Origin of the sequence: Psychrobacter cibarius, from assembly GCF_904845955.1 — a bacterium.
GTDB classification, from domain to species: domain Bacteria; phylum Pseudomonadota; class Gammaproteobacteria; order Pseudomonadales; family Moraxellaceae; genus Psychrobacter; species Psychrobacter cibarius_B.
The window spans coordinates 47,874-65,618 of the sequence record NZ_CAJGYX010000008.1; the positions used below are offsets into that span (position 1 = coordinate 47,874).

The window sequence follows — 17,745 nt, forward strand, 5'->3', positions numbered from 1 at the left end:
CTCTATCGCCTACTGTCACACATGAATAATCTTCCTAAAGTAAACTTGCCTATCTCTTCAACCCAGCAGAAATCAGCTAAGCAAATCTCTGCTGAACCTAAGCCTGCGTCCGAAAAAAAGATTAAGGTAAATAATAGCCCAACATTTACCACCACAGCAGATGTCAAACAATGGATTAAAGACCAAGCACAGGCTTTAGGGTTTGCCGACTGCGGTTTTTTATCGGTGCATCATCCTTTATTTGCTAAGCAGATTGTACAATTGCAACAATGGCTCGAAAAAGGTTATGAGGGGCAACTGCAGTTTATGCATAACAACCATGAACTGCGGGCAAATCCTGACCAACTGGTAGAAGGGGCAAAAACCATCATCAGTGTCCGTATGGATTACCTGACTCAAGCACCAACCCCACGTACGATTACTGACAATGACTACCCCAATCAAGGTATCATTGCTCGTTATGCCAGAGGACGCGACTATCATAAAACGATGCGCAGTCGTTTGAAGCAATTGGCACTAAAGATAGAAGCCCTGCTTCCTGAGTGGCAACACCTCAATATAGGTTCAGAGCAAGATTTTATTTTTAGGCCTTTTAGCGACTCTGCTCCTATTTTCGAGCGACCCATTGCCGATGCTGCTGGTCTTGGCTGGACAGGAAAGCATACCTTATTAATCAACAAGCAAGCGGGTTCATTTTTTGTATTGGGTGAGCTATTTATTAGCCTAGAGTTACCTGATGACAAACCCGTCAAAGAGCATTGCGGCAGTTGTAGCGCTTGTATCGACATCTGTCCCACTCAAGCGATTGTCGCGCCCTATGAGCTCAATGCTGCAGCTTGTATCTCCTACCTCACTATCGAGCACGACGGTATTATTGATATAAAATACCGCCGCGCGATTGGTAATCGCATCTTTGGCTGTGACGATTGTCAACTTATCTGTCCTTGGAATCGCTACGCCAATCTTACACCTGTAGAGGACTTCGCACCACGGCATAACCTTGATAGCAGCAGTCTGCTGGAGCTGTGGCAATGGCAAGAAGCTGAATTTATGAAAAAAACTGAAGGCAGCCCGCTTAGACGAACAGGCTATGTGAACTTTTTGCGTAATATCGCGATTGGTCTTGGAAATGCTAATGGTAATGAAGAGACCATTACTCAGTTACAATCAAAGTTGGGCGTACATAACGAAATGCTTGATGTACATATCAATTGGGCCATAGCTGAACAGTACGAGAAGTTAAAAAACCTTTAAATCTTAAGTTTAAATTTCTATACGCCAAAAAAATGCCTCTTATTTATTATAGTAAGAGGCATTCTTTATTTTATTCACACATATCGCTGACAGTTCAAAAGCATATTATGGCTTAGGAATGCGTAGTACTTGACCAGGATAAATCTTATCAGGACTAGATAGCATCGGCTTATTGGCTTCAAAGATTTTCATATAATCATCTGCTGAACCATAAACCTCTTTTGCGATCTTAGACAAGCTATCACCAGATTTCACTGTATACATCGTTGACTCAGGCGCATCTTCTTCAATATCAATATTATCGATTACCTTGGCCACGTTTTGTACATTACCAATGGCGATAATTGCTTTTTCACGGTCTGCTTGTGTTTTAGCTTTACCGCTGATTTCTGCAGTATCTGTTGAGCCGTTATACTTGATTTTCAAATCGCTAATATTAAGATTCTGCTGTTGAATACGACGAAGTAAAATATTGGCAACTGATTGCGCAGAAGGTTCGCTACTCTGTACTGGCGTATTAGCGTCTGCTTTTGTTTCTGACTTGGCATCGTGTTTGGCGTCATCACGATTGAAAATTTTATCACCGATATCTTTTGCAAAACTGAACATACCCATTTACATACTCCTTTAAATATTGTTATTTATTATTCATCATTATTCTTTTAATGGCATATACTTTCATATATAACCACACTTTATATATAACTACACTTTGTTACTACTTGCCATTATGAGTATAGACAAAGATAGGTGATGTAGATAGTAATAGTATGTTGAGTAATGTTGATTTGGCGTAGCTTATGTTAACGTATTGATTAGTCACATAACTACCTGTTGCCATGGCAAATTAAGAACATAAAAAAACCGCCTATCTCTACAGATAGGCGGCTAAAATAACTCGCTAAGCCACTAGCTAATTATAGCTGCGCTTGTACATAATCAATCGCTTTTTGAACAGTCGTTAATTCTGCTGAATCTTCATCAGGAATGGTAATGCCAAAGTCACTTTCAAATGACATAACCAATTCGACTAGGTCTAACGAATCTGCACCTAAGTCTTCCATAAATGATGCATCATTGTTGATATCTTCAACATTCATACCCAATTGCTCAGCTACTGCAGCTTTAACTCTTAGCTCGGTATCATTACTCATGTAGATTTCTCCTTTTTGATCTATTATTTTGGCAAGTCACCATAGGCCTATCATTAGGCTCTACAGCATTGTATATAAAATCATATCTTCAGATTAGCACAGCTATCTGAGTACTTTGTAACTTGTTTTATAGCTGGTTATACGTTTTGACAGATGTCTAGTAAAGCCCTGCTATAATACAGGGCTTTGACATAAAAGTATCCGTCATTATAACACCCTTTATTATAGTTTACACTCGTGCACAGAGTTTTTTATTATAACTGTGTAACACTTATTTATCACCTACATATACATACCACCATTGACAGGAATAACAGCGCCTGTGATATAACTGGCCTCATCACTGGCTAAGAAATGTACGGCGGCTGCAATGTCTTCTGGCTGTCCAAGGCGGCTGATAGGTACAGCGTCTAGCATAGAGTTCAATAGGCGCTCATCAAGCTCGTCCGTCATATCCGTTTCGATCAAACCAGGGGCTACACAATTAATCGTCACTTGTCGTGAGCCAATTTCACGCGCGAGCGTACGGCTGAACCCTTCGACGCCTGCTTTGGTCGCCGCATAGTTAGACTGACCTGCATTACCCATTTGCGCAACGACAGAGGTTATATTGATGATGCGACCACGGCGTGCTTTCATCATACCGCGCACAGCACGTTTACTCATGCGGTATACCGACGTCAAATTGGTATCGATAACATTTTCCCAGTCGTCATCTTTCATACGCATCAGCAGACCATCTTGGGTGATACCTGCATTATTGACCAAGACTTGTACTGCGCCGTAGACGCTCTCAATCTCTTCAAACAGCTTATCAATTTGTGCGGTATCACGCACGTCTAAAACACGTCCAATACCGCCACTATCGTGGAGATAACCATCAATCAGCTCAGCACCTTTTTCCGTAGTGGCTGTACCAATAACAAAATGTCCTTCTTTGGCGAAACGTTTGGCAACGGCTTTACCAATACCACGGCTAGCACCTGTCACTAGAGTAATCGTACGACTCATGATAACACCTCCATTAATTTATCAAGACGAGCGGGCTTGTCAGTAGGATAGCTCGTAATTGGCTGTGCTTGGCGCTTCGCCAAGTTGCTCAATACATTACCACTGCCGCATTCGATTAAAATATTAATTTGCTTGTCAGCCAGCTCTTGCATGGTTTTTGACCATAATACTGGTTGGCTTAATTGCTCTGTTAATGCCTGCTTGATACCTACCGCACTGCTCTCAACACGCGCATGTCGATTTTGGATAACAGGAATCGTTGCTTGATCAAATTTTATTTCTGCCAGAATCTCAGCCAATGCACTACTGGCTGGCTCCATAAGCGCGCAATGTGATGGTACGCTGACCTTTAGCGGGATAGATTTTTTGCCAGTGTTTTGCACTTTATCAATAACGGCATTCACACCAGCAGCATTACCCGATATCACCACTTGTCCTGGACTATTAAAGTTGGCTGCACCTACAATGGCACCTTCGACATGTTCAGTCGCTTGCTCACACAAGTTTTCTACTCGATTGTCCTCAAGCCCTAACACTGCTGCCATGGCAGTATCGACACCTACAACGGCTTCTTGCATCAACTGACCGCGCTTATGTACCAATTTAACCGCATCAGCAAGCGATATGACTTCAGCCGCACAAAGCGCACTGTACTCACCTAGAGAATGACCCGCTAAATAACAAGGCGCTGTATTTATTTTTTGTTTTAAGATACGCCAAATGGCAATGCTCGCCGTCAGTAATGCTGGCTGAGTATAATGTGTTTGGTTGAGTTTTTCTTCATTTTGACAGATTGCCCATAAGTCTTCACCAAGCGCGGCGCTAGCTTCAGTAAAGGTATCGAGAATCTCTGGATAGATTTCAGCAAGCTCACTAGTCATCCCGACTACTTGCGATCCTTGACCAGGAAAAATTACCGCAATACGTGTCGGCGGCTTTTTTACCATATCGGGTACAGAGGCCATAACCAATATTCCTTATTTAATTGGAAATATCCCTAAAAACAATTGGGGTTTATTATACTATTAGAGGCGATATAAAGCCGTTGCTTTAGTATTTGTCTAAAAAAACGGATTATCGATAAACTATACACTGACGCACACTATTATCATAGCGGATGCTACTGAAACACGTATAGTAAAAGATACCACTCAAATTAAAATGGTAGAGTATATCGGTTCATTTTCATATTTTCTAAAGGCACATGGTAAAAGGTTGTTCAAATACCTACCATAAAAGCCAATAGCAAAAAGCCAAGTTATCTAGCCACATAATATATGATAGCGAAATAACTTGGCTTTCTTCAGCTCAAAACATATTACCTAATAACAGCGTTGCAAAAATAATGACAGTCACCAGTACTATCATTATTTTTACAATCAGCTATTGAATAGCCAACAATTTAAGCGTCTTGACTAACTTTAAACAACTGGCGACCACGGTAAAAACCATCTTTAGTCATGTGATGACGACGATGTTTTTCACCAGTGGTAGCATCTACGCTTATCTCAGCGATTTCCATACGATGATGTGAACGGCGCATGTCACGACGAGAACGACTTTTACGACTTTTTTGAACGGCCATGATATAGCTCCTATACTTAAAAGGGGATAAGCTTGAAATTCAGCTTTAATCGACACTGACAGAGGCTATATAATCACAACAACCTAAGTCTTACGCATCATTAGTTAAATAGATTGCCACGTATTAAAGTGTTGATTACGTCTAAAATCTATAGTTAGTCTGCAAGATCAGCATCTATCCGCCAGTAGCAGATTGCTAGAATGCAATAAACGGGACATTATACGCATGTTTAGCGGATTAATAAAGCCCTGCTTCTCACTCTTTGGTAGAAAGCTGATGAAAGGTATCATAAATTTATTAAGTAGTACATTGATATATGACTTGTCTCTTAATAAGATTACAACTTGCCTTTTAGCGAGGCTAAAGCAGCAAAAGGATTTTCGCTTTCTTCCTCTTCTGGAATCTCACCAAATTGCTCTACCGTCATTTCACAGTCGTCATGTTTTGGCGACATTGGCGTCTTCAGTAATATCTCATCTTCTACCAATTTTTTGAATGGCAATAAAAGCTCTGGTGCAGGCTCAGTAATAATTTCACCAAGTAATAAATAGTCTTGTTCATCATTGATTGAACGTGCTTGGCTCTCATCTTCTAGTAGCGCAATATTATAATCATCAGACAAATCGATAGCCACTGGCTGTAGGCAACGTTGACAGGTTAACCAAACTTCACCCGTCAGTGTGAATGCCAAATGTAAAACATTATTGCGGCGATACAGATTGGCATTAAGCGAGATGTTTGCTTGTTCATGTTCGGTGGCTAAGGTAGCAGCAAGACGTTTGAAAGCGCTTGGCTCTACCTCTCCTGTCCATTCATAACCAGTATCTGCCCATTTATCCAAAGAAATAGATTCAGGCATACTAGTAGATAAAGGCACTTTTTTATTATCAGCATAACCTGCTGACGGTTTACTTTCTGGAGTGCTTGACATGCGCGACCTCATTCATCAAAACGGTGTATAATATTGTCTGCCATACTAACGGAAAGCATTGAGCGACGCTAGCGCTAGTATGTTAAATTTATTTGATATGAGCTCTATTTTCATCTCTTTATTTCTCCTATTTACATTCAAAGATAATTCTTCTTTTTATCTTTTATTTGACCAGTGTTTTACCTATGAATGTGCTTAATGATAAACCTGACTTCTCGAACCTACTTTCTCCACTTGAAGCAAAAATACTATTGCAACGTCTCACTACGTTAACCAGTAATGTGAATGCCTCTTCCACTGACTCGTGGAACCTTAACAACAATCAGTGCTTAGAGAACGTAAAAAGTGAATGGCAAAGGTTAGAAAGGTTAGAAAGGTTAGCTACTATCAAAGGCTTAGATGGCACTCCATCATTGGTTAATAAATACGAGCAAGCGGCTACTGATTGGCTCATCCAATTATTCAATAATTTATTCGTTCATCAAAACGTTACATTGGTTCGTGGACAAGGAGAACCAGAGTACTTTCCAGCACAAAATAACGAACCCGCAAGAATTGAATTCGCTCATGGATTTTTTGCTAGCGCATTGCATGAGCTGAGCCATTGGTGTGTGGCTGGAGAGGCTCGTAGACGTTTACCTGACTTTGGCTACTGGTACGCACCAGATGGGCGTACCGCCGCTCAGCAGCAAGCATTTGAGCGCGTAGAGATTAAGCCACAAGCGTTAGAATGTTTATTTACTCTCGCTTGCGAACGATCATTTGAGGTGTCACAAGATAATTTGTTTGCTGACTTTGATACGAGCAATAGTACATTCGCAAATGACGTCTACCGACAAGTGCAACAATACATCGCTAAGCCCAATATATTACCATCTGATGCTAAGACTTTATTACACGCCTTACTCAGTGTCTCTATAGCTGATCCAGAGTAACAGCAGCATATCAGCATAAAGGTGCAGCATTTTTGCGTTAACGATTGTCTACGCATAGTAACGGCTTGCAATCAAACTTATATTGGCTTTGCGCTATACTAAGAAGGCAGTGATGCTTTTTTAGTAAACTTAGTGAAAGAAGCATACGCGCCATAAATGTCCTACTTAGTCAAAAACTTCACATTTAAAAACCTATAACTATAAAATAAGGAACTGCTATGCAAGTATTTTATATTCATCCAGAAAATCCACAGCCACGTCTGATTGAGCAAGTGGCGGATCTGTTACGTAAAGACCAGCTCATTATCTACCCTACCGATACCAGCTATGCTTTTGGTTGTCGCTTAGGGGCCAAGGATGCACTCGATAAGCTCAAACAAATTCGTGAACTTGATGATAAACACCAGTTTACCTTGCTTTGCCGTGACTTAAGCGAAATTGCCAACTATGCTGCAGTGGACAATATACAATTTAAACAGCTCAAAGCACTTACTCCTGCGCCCATCACCTTTATCCTCAACGCCACAAAAGACGTACCAAAAAAATTAGCACATGCGAAGAAAAAAACCATCGGTATTCGAGTACCTAGCAACCCCATTGCGCAGGCGCTTTTAGAGGCCATGGATGAGCCTATCTTGACGAGTTCATTAATTCTGCCTAACCGCGATGACATACTAGATGATCCCTTTGAGATTGAGGATTTACTAGGCAATCAAATCGACGGTTTGATAAATGCAGGTATAAAAACCACTAAGCTCACTACGATTGTTGATATGACTGGTAGCCAGCCTGGAATTATCAGACAAGGTGCCGCGGATGTAGATTCACTACTACGGTAATAGACTCAAGTATCAGACACAAAAAAAGCTCCAATTCAATTGGAGCTTTTTTATATACATTTTTTGCTTATTATAAAATTAGTCGCGATCAACCAATTCTACATATGCCATTGGCGCATTGTCACCATCACGGTAACCACATTTTACGATACGCAAATATCCACCTGGACGGGTCTGGTAACGAGGACCTAACGTGCCAAATAGTTTGCCTACCATAGCTTTGCTACGCATACGGCTAAATGCCAAACGACGGTTAGCAACGCTGTCTTCTTTAGCCATAGTGATTAATGGCTCGGCAACGCGACGTAACTCTTTTGCTTTTGGTAAAGTTGTTTTGATCAGTTCATGCTCAAATAATGAGTTAGTCATGTTCTGAAACATTGCCTTACGATGACTGCCGGTACGACCCAGCTTGACTCCACTCTTACGATGGCGCATAGTCAAAAATCCTTAAAGTTTAACGGCTACGATAAGAAAAGCGATCATCAACACGAAGGTCAGCTGGTGGCCAGTTATCTAGGCGCATACCGAGCTCTAAATCTTTAGACGCTAGTACGTCTTTGATTTCCGTTAATGATTTCTTACCAAGATTTGGGGTTTTTAGAAGTTCAGTCTCTGAACGTTGTACCAAATCACCGATATAGTAAATGTTTTCAGCTTTCAAGCAGTTGGCTGAGCGAACCGTTAGTTCAAGATCGTCCACAGGGCGTAATAGCACCGGATCAACCTCTTCTTTCTCTTTCACAGGCTCAGGCGCTTCTTCAGCTTCTAGGTCAACAAAGATAGAAATCTGTTGTTGTAAAATAGTGGCTGCTTTACGAATTGCTTCTTCTGGATCTATAGTGCCATTAGTTTCAAGCTCAATGATAAGACGATCAAGATCAGTACGCTGCTCTACACGAGCGTTCTCAACCTGATAAGCAACACGAAGCACAGGACTAAAACTTGCATCAAGCTTTAAACGTCCGATTGCTTTAGTATCACCATCTTCACGGCGCTGGTTTGCTGGCTCATATCCACGACCCATTACTACACGCAAACGCATCTTAAGATGACCACGATCACTCAATGTACCCAACACCAATTCTGGATTGACGATGTCTACATTATGCGGTAACGCGATGTCTGCAGCAGTAATAGTGCCTGGACCTTGTTTATCCAAGGTCAAAAATACTTCATTTTGGTCATGAAGGGTAATAGCCAAGCCTTTTAGGTTCAAAAGCAAGTCAAGTACATCTTCTTGTAGCCCTTCAAGCGTTGAGTATTCATGGTCAACACCATCAATCTCAGCTTCAATGACTGCAGCACCAGGTAATGAAGATAACAAGATGCGACGTAAGGCATTACCAAGTGTATGCCCAAAGCCGCGTTCTAACGGTTCGAGCGTGACTTTCGCAATCGTTTCATTAACCGTATCCACATTAATGGCATTCGGCGTTAGAAACTCAGTTGCATTTAGCATCATAATGTCACCTCGATTTATTAAACTGGTTTAATTAACGTTGATTGCTCAATGCCGTTTTCACGACATCGAGCAGTACGTCATTACTTAGAGTATAGCTCAACGATCAAGCTTTCGTTGATTTCAGCAGGTAGATCAATACGATCAGGCGCTTGTTTAAACGTGCCTTGTAATTTGCTGTGGTCAACATCTAGCCATTCTGGAATACCACGTTGGGTAGCCAGCTCAATTGCGTTTTTAATACGTAATTGCTCGCGAGACTTCTCTTGGATAGCGATGACATCACCATCTTGCAACTGAATTGATGGAATGTTCACACGAACAAACTCATCACGGCCAGCTTTTTTTACCATAACAGTACGATGACTGACTAGCTGACGTGCTTCGGCGCGAGTTGAGCCAAAGCCCATGCGATAAACAACGTTATCTAGACGGCTCTCAAGCATGGCTAACAGGTTTTCACCAGTAGCACCGCGTTTACGAGCAGCTTCTTTATAGTAATTAGCAAACTGACGCTCTAATACACCATAGATACGCTTAACTTTCTGCTTTTCACGCAGCTGTAAAGCATATTCTGAGGTCTTGTTACGGCTTACACCGTGTTGACCTGGTGGACGACCAGCTTTTTTCGTTTTTACGTCGTATGGTTTAACGCCAGACTTAAGACCTAAGTCCGTGCCTTCACGACGTGATAATTTGAGTTTTGGTCCAATATAGCGGGCCATTGTTATGTCTCCTATAAGCTTTTGGGATAAAAAGCTTCGTCTTTAATATTAGACGCGGCGCTTTTTCGGCGCACGGCAACCATTGTGTGGGATTGGGGTTACATCAGAGATGCTGTTAACTTTATAACCCAATGCACCTAGTGCTCTTACCGCAGACTCACGACCCGGTCCTGGTCCTTTGACCAAAACGTCGATATTCTTAACACCATATTCTTGAGCCGCTTTACCAGCGACTTCAGCTGCAACCTGAGCTGCAAATGGTGTAGATTTACGTGAACCACGGAAGCCTTGTCCACCTGAAGTGGCCCAAGCCAGTGCATTACCTTGACGATCGGTAATCGTAACAATGGTGTTATTAAAAGACGCATGGATATGGGCAATGCCCTCCGATACTGAACGACGAGTCACTTTCTTGCGACTACGAGTGTCTTTAGCCATCTTTTAGCTTCCTAAGTTAATTATCTTTTGAGAGGGCGTGTCGGACCCTTACGAGTACGAGCGTTGTTCTTAGTATTCTGACCTCTAACTGGTAGGTTACGACGATGACGGATGCCACGGTAACAACCAAGATCAACTAAACGCTTAATATTCATTGACACTTCACGACGAAGATCACCTTCAGTCATGTAATTTGCAACTTGTGCACGGATAGCATCTAACTGTGTATCATCTAACTGACTAACTTTAGTAGTAGGGGCAATGCCAACTGCTTCTAAGATTTTCTGAGCAGTGGTACGACCTACACCAAAGATGTAAGTTAGTGAAATAACAGCATGCTTATTATCCGGAATGTTTACGCCGGCAATACGAGCCATTGATTTCTCTCCATTAAAGAAAAATAAGCGTTATTTATCAATAAGGCATTATTTTTCAGATTTGTTGCTGTCAATACTAAAGCTTTTATAATTATTATCGCTGCTTTGACTTTGTTACAAGCCTATTCATACTTGAAAAATGACGGTCTTATAAAAGTTTTTGCATAAACTACGGCAAGTGGCGGATGATATCCCATCCGTCGTCATTTTTCAAGTACTAATTAAGATAGTAACAAAAGTCTAAGACTTTATAATACTAAATATTAACCTTGACGTTGCTTGTGGCGAGGTTCTGCTGTACAGATGATATGTACACGGCCTTTACGGCGCACAACTTTACAGCTACCACAAATCTTTTTAACTGATGCTTGAACTTTCATAGCATGCTCCTTTGAGATATCGTACCGCTCATTTAAGGTTGAGTGGGCGATTGAATTAACGTCTGATCATGATATTGATGGGTCATCAAATGCGCTTGGATTTGCGAAATGAAGTCCATTACCACAACCACCATAATCAGTAAAGACGTACCACCGAGTTGAAACGGCACACCAAACGATGACTGGACGACCATTGGCATTAAACAAATAACCGTCATATACATCGCGCCAATAAAGGTCAGTCGGTTTAATACATGATCTAGGTAACGCTGAGTTTGTTGTCCGGGGCGAATACCTGGGATATACGCACCACTACGTTTAAGGTTTTCAGCTACTTCACGTGGACTAAATACCAATGCCGTATAGAAGTAACAGAAGAAAATAATCATCGCGCCAAACAGAACCAAATATAGCGGCTGTCCTGGAGACAACACCAATGCCATATTCTGTAGTATCTTTTGTGCAAGGGTAGGATCAGTTGATTGACCGACCCACTGCCCTAAACTTGCTGGAAACAACAACAACGAGCTAGCAAAAATGGCTGGGATAACCCCTGCCATATTAAGCTTCAGCGGCAAATGTGACTGCTGCTGAGCATATATTTTGCGACCTTGTTGCTGCTTCTGTGCATAGTTCACTGGAACACGGCGCTGAGCACGTTCAATATAAACGATACCAGCAGTAACCGCGATGCCTAGTAGCACAAAAATAAACAGTACAATCAAGTTCATTTGCCCTTGATTGACCTGTTCGATAGACTGCGAAATCATACCTGGCGTACCAGCCACAATACTCGCAAAAATGAGCATTGAGATACCATTACCTACGCCGCGCTCTGTAATCTGCTCACCAAGCCACATCAAGAACATAGCGCCCGCTACCAATGAGGTAACCGCTGGAATATAGAAGGTCAGACCAGAAGATAAAGTAAGATTTTGACTGATTAAGCCAGCACACATTCCTAATGACTGTACTAGGGCTAAAGCAAGTGTCCCTTGACGGGTGTACTTGTTTAGCTTGCGTCGTCCCGCTTCGCCTTCTTTTTTGAGGGCTTCAAGCGATGGTAATACTGCAGACATCATCTGTACAATAATCGATGCTGAAATATACGGCATAATGCCGAGCGCCATAATAGACATACGCTCTAGTGCACCACCTGAGAACATGTTAAACATACTCAAAATGGTGTTTTCGTTGCGCGAAAACAGATCAGCCAAGTTGACCGGATTGATACCCGGTACTGGAATATGTGACCCTAAACGATAAACAACCAATGCGCCGATTAAGAATAATAAACGCGTCCATAATTCATCATACTTGCGTATGAATGCAAATGGATTGAGCGGTATACCAGTCGATGACATTGATTGTTTTGACACGTTACTACTCCTCGATGCTACCACCAGCAGCTTCGATTGCTAGCTTAGCGCCCTTAGTCACTTTGATACCTTTAAAGGTATAAGCTTTAGTGACTTCGCCTGACAACATAATACGGGCACGCTTCATGTCGTGACGGATTAGGTTAGCAGCTTTAAGTGTTTCAAGGCTAACCACATCGCCATCAATTTTATTTAGTTCAGAAAGACGTACTTCAGCCGTCTTCATTGCCATTTTACTGGTAAAACCAAATTTAGGTAGACGACGATATAAAGGCATTTGTCCACCTTCAAATCCTGAGCGTATGCTAGAACCTGAACGAGATTTCTGACCTTTTACACCACGACCACCAGTCTTACCAAGACCTGAACCGATACCACGACCACGACGTTGGGCAGTTTTCTTTGCGCCAACACCTGGTGATAATTCATTTAATCTAAGACCCATTACGCTTCCTCCACTTTTACCATGTAGTTAACGCGATTGACCATACCACGTGTTGAAGGTGTATCTTCTACTTCAACAGTATGATTAATACGGCGTAAACCCAATCCTTTCAAGCTCGCTTTGTGGCTCTTTAGGCGATGGGCACCCGATTTAAATTGAGTGACTTTCATTTTTTTCATCGTAACTCACCTAGTCTAAGTTAACCCAAGATTTCGTCTACAGATTTACCACGTTTTGCTGCCATCTTCTCTGGAGTTGACATATCACGTAAACCGTTAAACGTTGCGCGAACAACGTTAGCAGTATTGGTAGAACCATAACATTTAGTCAAAACATCTTTGACACCAGCAACTTCTAATACAGCACGCATTGCGCCACCAGCGATTACGCCAGTACCTTCAGATGCAGGCTGCATATAAACTTTACTAGCACCATGACGTGCTTTGATCGGATGATACAAAGTTGCATCATTAAGCTCAACAGTAATCATATTACGTTTGGCAGCTTCTAGTGCTTTTTGGATAGCAGCTGGCACTTCACGTGCTTTACCGCGACCAAAACCAACACGACCATTGCCATCGCCCACTACGGTCAACGCAGTGAAAGAAAAAATACGACCACCTTTAACAACTTTTGCAACGCGATCAACGGTAACTAAGCGTTCTACTAGACCGTCAGTCTGTTCATTTTTATCATTTTTATCATTTCTAGCCATGATTAAAACTCCAATCCGTTTTCGCGAGCTGCTTCAGCTAAAGCTTTAACTCGACCATGATATTTAAAACCACTACGGTCAAAGGCAACTTTCGTGATACCAGCTGCTTTTGCGCGTTCTGCGATCATTTGGCCCACAGACGTTGCTGCATCAGCATTGCCAGTCGCGCCTGAGCGCAAGCTGCCGTCTAAGGTAGATGCCTGAGCAATCACTTCACCACCGGTAGGAGAGATAATCTGGGCATAAATATGTTTTGGCGTGCGAGTAACCGTTAAGCGATGAACGCCTAAGAAACGGATATGCGCGCGGGTTTTCTTAGCTCGACGCAGACGAGCTGCTTTTTTATCAAACATTTCAACTCACCTTATTTTTTCTTGGCTTCTTTGCGAATCACATGCTCGTCACTATAACGAATACCTTTACCTTTATAAGGCTCAGGTGGGCGGAAACCGCGGATATTAGCCGCTGCTTGACCAAGCTGCTGTTTATTGTTTGATTTCAAAACAATTTCAGTTTGCGTTGGGGTTTCAGCTGACACACCTTCAGGCAACGTATATTCTACTGGATGAGAGTAACCAACGTTCAAAGTTACCTTGTTACCAGCAACTTGTGCGCGATAACCAACACCAATTAACTGAAGACGCTTTTCAAAGCCTTCATTCACGCCTTTAACATAGTTGTTAACAAGAGCGCGCATGGTACCAGTGTGCATCATAGCTTCTTTTGAATCGACTGTAGGTGAGAAAATGATCGCATCATCTTCCTGTTTCAGCTCGACCAATTCATGCAGGCGTAAAGACAAAATGCCGTTCTTGCCTTTCACTACGACCTGCCGATCGTTCAAAGTAACACTTACGCCGTTTGGCAGTGTCACTGGGGCTTTAGCCACACAAGACATAGGAATATTCCTTAAAAAATTAACTTCTTTATATTAGCGAAAAAACTAACAGGCTAAAAAGCGTGTTAGTTTAGCATAGTTGACTGCGTTAGACACCTATCAATTTGAAATAATTCATTATTACTCAATCAATAGAAGTCTAACAATCATCAAATAGACTTTATCGTCGTGTAGCTTACGCTACAAATGCGACGATTTCACCACCGATACCAGCAGCGCGTGCAGCACGATCACTCATGATGCCTTGGCTAGTTGATACGATAGCAACACCCATACCTTGCTTAACAGTAGGGATAGCGTCTTTACCGCGGAACTGGCGTAAACCAGGACGGCTAAAACGTTGAATCGTTTCGATGACAGCGCGGCCTTCGAAGTATTTCAATTCGATAGATAGGGTTGCTTTATTGTTTGCTTCTTCAGTAACAACAGCGCTCGCCACATAACCTTCGCTAACTAGCAAATCAGCAATTGATTTACGTAATTTAGAGCTCGGCATTGCTACCGATACTTTGTTAGCCATTTGTGCGTTACGAATACGGGTTAGCATATCCCCAACGGTATCTTGCATACTCATATAGTTACCCCTTACCAGCTTGCTTTACGAACACCAGGCACATCGCCTTGCATGACACGCTCACGCAGCATATTGCGTGATAAGCCAAACTTGCGGAAGTAACCGTGAGGACGACCGGTGATAGCACAACGATTGCGCAGACGTACTGGCGATGAATTGCGTGGAAGAGCTTGTAGCTCTAGCATCGCTTCCATACGAGTTTCGTCACTTGCAGTCATATCACTGATAGTTTCTTTTAGCTTGATACGCTTATCAGCGTACTTAGCAACCATTTTTTCGCGCTTTAATTCGCGGTTAATCATGCTCTTCTTTGCCATAACGTCTTTACCTTATTTAAATGGGAAGCCGAATGCTTTAAGCAACGCGCGACCTTCTTCATCAGATTGAGCTGACGTGGTGATTGTCACATCCATACCGCGGATACGATCAATCTTGTCAAAATCTACTTCTGGGAATACGATCTGTTCTTTGATACCCAATGAGTAGTTACCACGTCCGTCAAAGGCTTTAGGTGAAAAACCGCGGAAATCACGAATACGAGGAATTGCAATGGCAATGAGACGATCTAAAAATTCGTACATTTGCTCACCGCGTAGCGTTACTTTGCAGCCAATTGGCCATTCTTCACGAATTTTAAAGCCAGCAACTGATTTACGCGCTTTGGTGACGACAGGTTTTTGACCAGCGATAGCGGTCATGTCAGCTACTGCACCTTCAAGCAATTTCTTGTCTTGAGACGCGCCGCCTACACCCATGTTAAGTGTGATTTTAGTGATTTTAGGCACTTGCATCACATTAGCCAAACCAAGCTCTTCTTTGATTTGCTGCTTTAATTCTTCGTTATATAAAGATTTTAATCTTGCCATTACCATTACACCCTTAGTGTCTTACGCAGTCGCCACTACTTCACCGTTCGAACGATAGACGCGTTGTTTCTTGCCGTCTTCGCCGAACTGATAAGTAATACGATCAGCTTTTTGGGTTTGCGCATTTAATATTGCGACATTTGAGATATGTAGAAAAGCTTCTTTCTTAAGAATGCCACCTTCAACGCCAGTTGCCTGATTTGGCTTCTGATGTTTAGTGACAATATTAATGCCTTCAACTTTAATACGATCATTTTTTACAGCTTGTACAGTACCTTGCTTGCCTTTGTATTTCCCAGCAATCACGATAACTGTATCGCCTTTACGTAATTTTGACATGGATTACCTCACAATACTTCTGGTGCTAGTGATACAATTTTCATAAACTGATCACCACGTAGTTCACGAGTTACCGGTCCAAAAATACGAGTTGCAATCGGTGCTTTATTTTGGTTCAACAATACCGCAGCATTGTCGTCAAAACGCAGAACAGAACCATCAGGACGACGAACGCCTTTTTTGGTGCGTACAACTACAGCATTCATCACGTCGCCTTTTTTAACACGACCGCGAGGAATGGCTTCTTTAACCGTTACTTTAATAATGTCGCCAACTGATGCATAACGACGATGAGAGCCACCCAGTACTTTAATGCACTGAACTCGTCTTGCACCGCTATTATCTGCAACTTCCAGCATCGATTCAACCTGAATCATAGCGTTACTCCACACGTATGAGCAATAAAAACCAGTTGCTGCCGCTAGCACAGTATGAGTAGTCGGCATTTTAATAATAATAACCGCTGCTACTCTTAATGTGAGTGATATACGCTCGGCGCAATCAGCATCCTTAAAAAGGCGGCTATTTTAACAGCTTCTGGCTTTTAATGCAATTTACTTAGATTTTTTCTACTTTTTCAACCACTTCAACCAAAGTCCAAGACTTGGTTTTAGAGATTGGACGCGTTTCTTTGATGCGGACAAGGTCGCCTTGTTGGCAAACATTATTCTCATCATGGGCTTTGATTTTTGTAGAACGACGAAGCTGCTTGCCATACAAAGGATGACGAACCAGACGCTCAATCAAAACTGTGATGGACTTGTCCATCTTGTCACTGACAACTCGTCCTGTCAATACGCTAGCATTAGCTGTTTGATTGTTATCGCTCATGAGTCGCCTCGTTGTTTCTCGTTAATCAAAGTCTGAAGCTGAGCAATCGCACGACGATTAACACGTACTTCATGGGTATTACCCAACTGACCAGTTGCTTTAGCCATACGAATACGGAAAGCATCAAGTTGCTTTTCATCAAGTAACTGAGTCAGTTCTTCTAATGATTTATCACGTAATTCACTGATCTTCATTACATTATCGTCCGCTTAACAATGGTAGTTTTAAAGGGCAGTTTTGCTGCAGCAAGCGTGAACGCTTCGCGAGCAAGTTCTTCTGAAACCCCTTCGAGTTCATATAGCACTTTACCAGGTTTGATTTCGCATACCCAATATTCTACAGGACCTTTACCTTTACCCATACGTACTTCTAGTGGTTTATTGGTAATTGGTTTGTCTGGGAATACACGAATCCAAATCTTACCACCACGCTTAATTTTACGAGTGATGGTACGACGTGCTGCTTCAATTTGACGGGCAGTCATACGACCACGAGTCAACGATTTTAGACCAATTTGTCCGAATGCAACGGTGCTTCCACGATGAGCTAGCCCAGTGTTACGACCTTTGTGCATTTTACGAAACTTGGTACGTTTTGGCTGTAACAT

General features: G+C 42.1%; 29 protein-coding genes. 3 read left to right on the forward strand and 26 right to left on the reverse strand.

Annotated features, from left to right (window positions below; all coding sequences use genetic code 11):
- The first annotated feature begins 21 nt into the window (after positions 1-21).
- On the forward strand, positions 22-1,254 hold the full coding sequence (gene queG / locus JMV76_RS13160) for a tRNA epoxyqueuosine(34) reductase QueG (protein WP_201503006.1): 1,233 nt from the start codon (positions 22-24) through the stop codon (positions 1,252-1,254).
- A gap of 105 nt (positions 1,255-1,359) precedes the next feature.
- Here queG and lysM read toward each other — a convergent pair whose 3' ends face one another.
- From lysM to JMV76_RS13190, 6 genes are all read right to left on the reverse strand, one after another.
- Entirely contained in the window at positions 1,360-1,869 is a 510-nt protein-coding gene (lysM, locus tag JMV76_RS13165) for a peptidoglycan-binding protein LysM (protein WP_055125278.1), read from the reverse strand.
- 302 nt (positions 1,870-2,171) lie between these two features.
- A complete protein-coding gene (acpP, locus tag JMV76_RS13170; protein WP_025652201.1) occupies positions 2,172-2,408 on the reverse strand; it encodes an acyl carrier protein in 237 nt (78 codons plus the stop codon).
- A 282-nt stretch (positions 2,409-2,690) separates the two neighbouring features.
- Positions 2,691-3,419, reverse strand: a complete 729-nt coding sequence (gene fabG, locus JMV76_RS13175) for a 3-oxoacyl-ACP reductase FabG (protein WP_045454442.1) — start codon at positions 3,417-3,419, stop codon at positions 2,691-2,693.
- A complete protein-coding gene (gene fabD, locus JMV76_RS13180; RefSeq protein ID WP_201503007.1) occupies positions 3,416-4,384 on the reverse strand; it encodes an ACP S-malonyltransferase in 969 nt (322 codons plus the stop codon). Before fabD ends, fabG begins: the two co-directional genes overlap by 4 nt.
- 437 nt (positions 4,385-4,821) lie before the next feature.
- Positions 4,822-5,004, reverse strand: coding sequence for a 50S ribosomal protein L32 (rpmF, locus tag JMV76_RS13185; RefSeq protein ID WP_011512869.1), 183 nt, complete (start codon positions 5,002-5,004; stop codon positions 4,822-4,824).
- Positions 5,005-5,341: 337 nt separating this feature from the next.
- Positions 5,342-5,935: a YceD family protein gene (locus tag JMV76_RS13190; RefSeq protein WP_201503008.1), complete on the reverse strand. Its 594-nt coding sequence runs from the start codon at positions 5,933-5,935 to the stop codon at positions 5,342-5,344.
- Positions 5,936-6,120: 185 nt separating this feature from the next.
- Here JMV76_RS13190 and JMV76_RS13195 point away from each other — a divergent pair, with 185 nt between their 5' ends.
- Positions 6,121-6,870, forward strand: coding sequence for an elongation factor P hydroxylase (locus tag JMV76_RS13195; RefSeq protein WP_201503009.1), 750 nt, complete (start codon positions 6,121-6,123; stop codon positions 6,868-6,870).
- A gap of 218 nt (positions 6,871-7,088) precedes the next feature.
- Positions 7,089-7,709 (forward strand): L-threonylcarbamoyladenylate synthase, encoded by a 621-nt coding sequence (locus JMV76_RS13200; RefSeq protein WP_201503010.1) that lies wholly within the window; start codon positions 7,089-7,091, stop codon positions 7,707-7,709.
- Between the two features lie 78 nt (positions 7,710-7,787).
- Here the strand turns inward: JMV76_RS13200 and rplQ are convergent, their stop codons facing one another.
- The 20 genes from rplQ to rplP form a co-directional block, all read right to left on the reverse strand.
- Positions 7,788-8,147 (reverse strand): 50S ribosomal protein L17, encoded by a 360-nt coding sequence (gene rplQ, locus JMV76_RS13205; protein ID WP_021813387.1) that lies wholly within the window; start codon positions 8,145-8,147, stop codon positions 7,788-7,790.
- Between the two features lie 19 nt (positions 8,148-8,166).
- Positions 8,167-9,174: a DNA-directed RNA polymerase subunit alpha gene (locus tag JMV76_RS13210; protein ID WP_045446643.1), complete on the reverse strand. Its 1,008-nt coding sequence runs from the start codon at positions 9,172-9,174 to the stop codon at positions 8,167-8,169.
- 80 nt (positions 9,175-9,254) lie between these two features.
- A complete protein-coding gene (gene rpsD / locus JMV76_RS13215) occupies positions 9,255-9,896 on the reverse strand; it encodes a 30S ribosomal protein S4 (RefSeq protein ID WP_010196731.1) in 642 nt (213 codons plus the stop codon).
- A gap of 48 nt (positions 9,897-9,944) precedes the next feature.
- Entirely contained in the window at positions 9,945-10,334 is a 390-nt protein-coding gene (gene rpsK / locus JMV76_RS13220) for a 30S ribosomal protein S11 (RefSeq protein WP_045454458.1), read from the reverse strand.
- 20 nt (positions 10,335-10,354) lie between these two features.
- Positions 10,355-10,711: a 30S ribosomal protein S13 gene (gene rpsM, locus JMV76_RS13225; RefSeq protein ID WP_021813384.1), complete on the reverse strand. Its 357-nt coding sequence runs from the start codon at positions 10,709-10,711 to the stop codon at positions 10,355-10,357.
- Positions 10,712-10,974: 263 nt separating this feature from the next.
- Positions 10,975-11,091, reverse strand: a complete 117-nt coding sequence (gene rpmJ, locus JMV76_RS13230; protein ID WP_010196721.1) for a 50S ribosomal protein L36 — start codon at positions 11,089-11,091, stop codon at positions 10,975-10,977.
- Between the two features lie 32 nt (positions 11,092-11,123).
- Positions 11,124-12,455, reverse strand: coding sequence for a preprotein translocase subunit SecY (gene secY, locus JMV76_RS13235; protein WP_201503033.1), 1,332 nt, complete (start codon positions 12,453-12,455; stop codon positions 11,124-11,126).
- Positions 12,456-12,474: 19 nt separating this feature from the next.
- A complete protein-coding gene (gene rplO, locus JMV76_RS13240; RefSeq protein ID WP_045446637.1) occupies positions 12,475-12,915 on the reverse strand; it encodes a 50S ribosomal protein L15 in 441 nt (146 codons plus the stop codon).
- A complete protein-coding gene (gene rpmD, locus JMV76_RS13245; RefSeq protein ID WP_010196714.1) occupies positions 12,915-13,094 on the reverse strand; it encodes a 50S ribosomal protein L30 in 180 nt (59 codons plus the stop codon). Before rpmD ends, rplO begins: the two co-directional genes overlap by 1 nt.
- Before the next feature lie 20 nt (positions 13,095-13,114).
- Positions 13,115-13,630 (reverse strand): 30S ribosomal protein S5, encoded by a 516-nt coding sequence (rpsE, locus tag JMV76_RS13250; RefSeq protein ID WP_010196711.1) that lies wholly within the window; start codon positions 13,628-13,630, stop codon positions 13,115-13,117.
- Between the two features lie 2 nt (positions 13,631-13,632).
- Positions 13,633-13,983, reverse strand: a complete 351-nt coding sequence (gene rplR / locus JMV76_RS13255; protein ID WP_021813381.1) for a 50S ribosomal protein L18 — start codon at positions 13,981-13,983, stop codon at positions 13,633-13,635.
- Between the two features lie 11 nt (positions 13,984-13,994).
- The gene (gene rplF, locus JMV76_RS13260; protein WP_201503011.1) at positions 13,995-14,528 is read right to left on the reverse strand and encodes a 50S ribosomal protein L6; all 534 of its coding nucleotides are present in this window, start codon (positions 14,526-14,528) and stop codon (positions 13,995-13,997) included.
- 175 nt (positions 14,529-14,703) lie between these two features.
- Entirely contained in the window at positions 14,704-15,102 is a 399-nt protein-coding gene (gene rpsH, locus JMV76_RS13265; RefSeq protein ID WP_045446631.1) for a 30S ribosomal protein S8, read from the reverse strand.
- 11 nt (positions 15,103-15,113) lie between these two features.
- Positions 15,114-15,419, reverse strand: a complete 306-nt coding sequence (gene rpsN, locus JMV76_RS13270) for a 30S ribosomal protein S14 (RefSeq protein ID WP_021813378.1) — start codon at positions 15,417-15,419, stop codon at positions 15,114-15,116.
- 12 nt (positions 15,420-15,431) lie between these two features.
- Positions 15,432-15,968: a 50S ribosomal protein L5 gene (gene rplE, locus JMV76_RS13275; protein ID WP_011512858.1), complete on the reverse strand. Its 537-nt coding sequence runs from the start codon at positions 15,966-15,968 to the stop codon at positions 15,432-15,434.
- A 21-nt stretch (positions 15,969-15,989) separates the two neighbouring features.
- Positions 15,990-16,307, reverse strand: coding sequence for a 50S ribosomal protein L24 (rplX, locus tag JMV76_RS13280; RefSeq protein WP_201503012.1), 318 nt, complete (start codon positions 16,305-16,307; stop codon positions 15,990-15,992).
- 8 nt (positions 16,308-16,315) lie between these two features.
- Positions 16,316-16,684 carry a 50S ribosomal protein L14 gene (rplN, locus tag JMV76_RS13285; RefSeq protein WP_010196702.1) on the reverse strand — a complete coding sequence of 123 codons (369 nt, stop codon included), beginning with the start codon at positions 16,682-16,684 and terminating at the stop codon, positions 16,316-16,318.
- A 181-nt stretch (positions 16,685-16,865) separates the two neighbouring features.
- A complete protein-coding gene (gene rpsQ / locus JMV76_RS13290) occupies positions 16,866-17,138 on the reverse strand; it encodes a 30S ribosomal protein S17 (protein ID WP_045446623.1) in 273 nt (90 codons plus the stop codon).
- The gene (rpmC, locus tag JMV76_RS13295) at positions 17,135-17,332 is read right to left on the reverse strand and encodes a 50S ribosomal protein L29 (RefSeq protein WP_011279794.1); all 198 of its coding nucleotides are present in this window, start codon (positions 17,330-17,332) and stop codon (positions 17,135-17,137) included. The genes rpsQ and rpmC overlap by 4 nt, the downstream gene beginning before the upstream one ends.
- Complete coding sequence (gene rplP, locus JMV76_RS13300; protein WP_055125273.1) at positions 17,332-17,745, reverse strand: 50S ribosomal protein L16; 414 nt, start codon at positions 17,743-17,745, stop codon at positions 17,332-17,334. The genes rpmC and rplP overlap by 1 nt, the downstream gene beginning before the upstream one ends.

Bases quoted from the DNA above. Each gene is read 5' to 3' on its own strand.
- JMV76_RS13210 (WP_045446643.1), bottom strand. From the start codon at position 9,174: ATGATGCTAAATGCAACTGAGTTTCTAACGCCGAATGCCATTAATGTG.
- JMV76_RS13195 (WP_201503009.1), top strand. From the start codon at position 6,121: ATGAATGTGCTTAATGATAAACCTGACTTCTCGAACCTACTTTCTCCA.
- rpmC (WP_011279794.1), bottom strand. From the start codon at position 17,332: ATGAAGATCAGTGAATTACGTGATAAATCATTAGAAGAACTGACTCAG.
- acpP (WP_025652201.1), bottom strand. From the start codon at position 2,408: ATGAGTAATGATACCGAGCTAAGAGTTAAAGCTGCAGTAGCTGAGCAA.
- rpmJ (WP_010196721.1), bottom strand. From the start codon at position 11,091: ATGAAAGTTCAAGCATCAGTTAAAAAGATTTGTGGTAGCTGTAAAGTT.
- rplP (WP_055125273.1), bottom strand. From the start codon at position 17,745: ATGTTACAGCCAAAACGTACCAAGTTTCGTAAAATGCACAAAGGTCGT.
- rplQ (WP_021813387.1), bottom strand. From the start codon at position 8,147: ATGCGCCATCGTAAGAGTGGAGTCAAGCTGGGTCGTACCGGCAGTCAT.
- rplO (WP_045446637.1), bottom strand. From the start codon at position 12,915: ATGGGTCTTAGATTAAATGAATTATCACCAGGTGTTGGCGCAAAGAAA.
- rplX (WP_201503012.1), bottom strand. From the start codon at position 16,307: ATGTCAAAATTACGTAAAGGCGATACAGTTATCGTGATTGCTGGGAAA.
- rpsN (WP_021813378.1), bottom strand. From the start codon at position 15,419: ATGGCAAAGAAGAGCATGATTAACCGCGAATTAAAGCGCGAAAAAATG.
- JMV76_RS13200 (WP_201503010.1), top strand. From the start codon at position 7,089: ATGCAAGTATTTTATATTCATCCAGAAAATCCACAGCCACGTCTGATT.
- rplN (WP_010196702.1), bottom strand. From the start codon at position 16,684: ATGATTCAGGTTGAATCGATGCTGGAAGTTGCAGATAATAGCGGTGCA.
- JMV76_RS13190 (WP_201503008.1), bottom strand. From the start codon at position 5,935: ATGTCAAGCACTCCAGAAAGTAAACCGTCAGCAGGTTATGCTGATAAT.
- rpsK (WP_045454458.1), bottom strand. From the start codon at position 10,334: ATGGCTAAAGACACTCGTAGTCGCAAGAAAGTGACTCGTCGTTCAGTA.
- rpsQ (WP_045446623.1), bottom strand. From the start codon at position 17,138: ATGAGCGATAACAATCAAACAGCTAATGCTAGCGTATTGACAGGACGA.
- fabG (WP_045454442.1), bottom strand. From the start codon at position 3,419: ATGAGTCGTACGATTACTCTAGTGACAGGTGCTAGCCGTGGTATTGGT.
- rpsH (WP_045446631.1), bottom strand. From the start codon at position 15,102: ATGAGTATGCAAGATACCGTTGGGGATATGCTAACCCGTATTCGTAAC.
- rpmF (WP_011512869.1), bottom strand. From the start codon at position 5,004: ATGGCCGTTCAAAAAAGTCGTAAAAGTCGTTCTCGTCGTGACATGCGC.
- fabD (WP_201503007.1), bottom strand. From the start codon at position 4,384: ATGGCCTCTGTACCCGATATGGTAAAAAAGCCGCCGACACGTATTGCG.
- secY (WP_201503033.1), bottom strand. From the start codon at position 12,455: ATGTCATCGACTGGTATACCGCTCAATCCATTTGCATTCATACGCAAG.
- rpsE (WP_010196711.1), bottom strand. From the start codon at position 13,630: ATGGCTAGAAATGATAAAAATGATAAAAATGAACAGACTGACGGTCTA.
- rplR (WP_021813381.1), bottom strand. From the start codon at position 13,983: ATGTTTGATAAAAAAGCAGCTCGTCTGCGTCGAGCTAAGAAAACCCGC.
- rpmD (WP_010196714.1), bottom strand. From the start codon at position 13,094: ATGAAAAAAATGAAAGTCACTCAATTTAAATCGGGTGCCCATCGCCTA.
- rplE (WP_011512858.1), bottom strand. From the start codon at position 15,968: ATGGCAAGATTAAAATCTTTATATAACGAAGAATTAAAGCAGCAAATC.
- lysM (WP_055125278.1), bottom strand. From the start codon at position 1,869: ATGGGTATGTTCAGTTTTGCAAAAGATATCGGTGATAAAATTTTCAAT.
- rplF (WP_201503011.1), bottom strand. From the start codon at position 14,528: ATGTCTTGTGTGGCTAAAGCCCCAGTGACACTGCCAAACGGCGTAAGT.
- rpsM (WP_021813384.1), bottom strand. From the start codon at position 10,711: ATGGCTCGTATTGCCGGCGTAAACATTCCGGATAATAAGCATGCTGTT.
- rpsD (WP_010196731.1), bottom strand. From the start codon at position 9,896: ATGGCCCGCTATATTGGACCAAAACTCAAATTATCACGTCGTGAAGGC.
- queG (WP_201503006.1), top strand. From the start codon at position 22: ATGAATAATCTTCCTAAAGTAAACTTGCCTATCTCTTCAACCCAGCAG.